The organism is Acinetobacter sp. 1294243 (genome assembly GCF_000588015.1).
In the GTDB taxonomy this organism is placed as follows: Bacteria; Pseudomonadota; Gammaproteobacteria; order Pseudomonadales; family Moraxellaceae; genus Acinetobacter; species Acinetobacter pittii.
The window spans coordinates 1-1,341 of sequence record NZ_JFXG01000054.1 but is presented as its reverse complement, the minus strand read 5'-3'; the positions used below and the strand labels follow the sequence as shown (position 1 = coordinate 1,341).

General features: G+C 39.7%; 2 protein-coding genes. Both read right to left on the bottom strand.

What is annotated here, in order from left to right:
* Positions 1–1,036, bottom strand: a 1,036-nt coding sequence (locus tag J655_RS24140; protein ID WP_032053455.1) for a nitrite/sulfite reductase, incomplete at its 3' end; no start/stop codon positions are given.
* A gap of 166 nt (positions 1,037–1,202) precedes the next feature.
* The coding region (locus J655_RS25640) for a hypothetical protein (protein WP_171073778.1) at positions 1,203–1,341 on the bottom strand (139 nt) is incomplete at its 5' end.

Genomic DNA, 1,341 nt, shown 5'->3' with positions numbered 1-1,341 from the left:
GCGCAATACCTGCGCGTTTTAGAGAAATCGTAACAATACGATAGCCCTTCACTTTATGCGCATGCGTGTTGATATTGAACCACTGTTTGAATTTTGGATGTTCAGCAAATAAAGCTGTGAAGTCTTCATCTGTCAAATCTTGGTAAGCAAATGGAGTGAACTCTTCATCCAGTTTTTTCAAGATTTCTGGCTGAATCTTCAATGCTTCACGTGTATGTTCGAATTCAGCTTCAACTTTCTGTGCAAACACTTCAGGAGTTAATGCTTTAACTAGAATTTTGATACGTGCTTTATATTTGTTATCACGACGACCATGCAAGTTATAAACACGTAAAACCGCTTCTAAGTAAGCAATTAAATCTTCACGTGGTAAAAACTCACGAATCACGCTACCGATGATTGGGGTACGGCCTAAACCCCCACCAGCCATAATTTTATAGCCGATTTCACCTGCTTCATTACGCACGATATAAACACCAATATCGTGGAATGCAGTTGCCGCACGATCTTTTTCTTCAAGTGCAGAAACAGCAATTTTGAACTTACGTGGCAAGAATGCAAATTCTGGGTGGAATGTACTCCACTGACGAATCAACTCACATGTTGGACGTGGGTCTGCAATTTCACCAGCAACCACACCTGCATATTGGTCAGTTGTCGTGTTACGAATACAGTTACCACTGGTTTGAATGGCATGCATTTGTACAGTTGCAAGTTCAGCCAAAATGTCTGGCACATCTTCAAGTGCAGGCCAGTTTAACTGAATGTTTTGACGTGTAGATACATGTGCATAACCACGGTCATAAGCAGTTGAAACTTCAGCGACTTTACGTAATTGTTTAGAATTCATTAAGCCATACGGCACAGCAATACGCAGCATAGGCGCATAACGTTGCACATATAAACCATTTTGCAAACGTAATGGACGATATTCATCTTCAGAAAGTTTGCCAGCTAAATAGCGTTCTGTTTGATCACGGAACTGAGCAACTCGCTCATTAACAAGCTGCTGGTCGAAATCGGTATATAAATACATGGCGTATGGCTAGTAGATTCATTATTAAGGCGGATAGCATAGCGAGCTTTTATTCATCAATAAAATGCTTTTTTTGCATATTTAATAACGGTTTTATTGATAAGCTTTAATATAAATCGACATAAAAAAAGCCCGGATAAATCCAGGCCCTTTCTATAAAAGCTTTTTATTTGTTATCTGGTAAGGCATAAGCCACTAAATAGTCGCCCATTTTCGTACCAAATGAACCATGACCACCAGCCATGATCACAACATATTGCTTACCATTGATTTCATAAGTCATTGGTGTTGCTTGTCCACCTGCT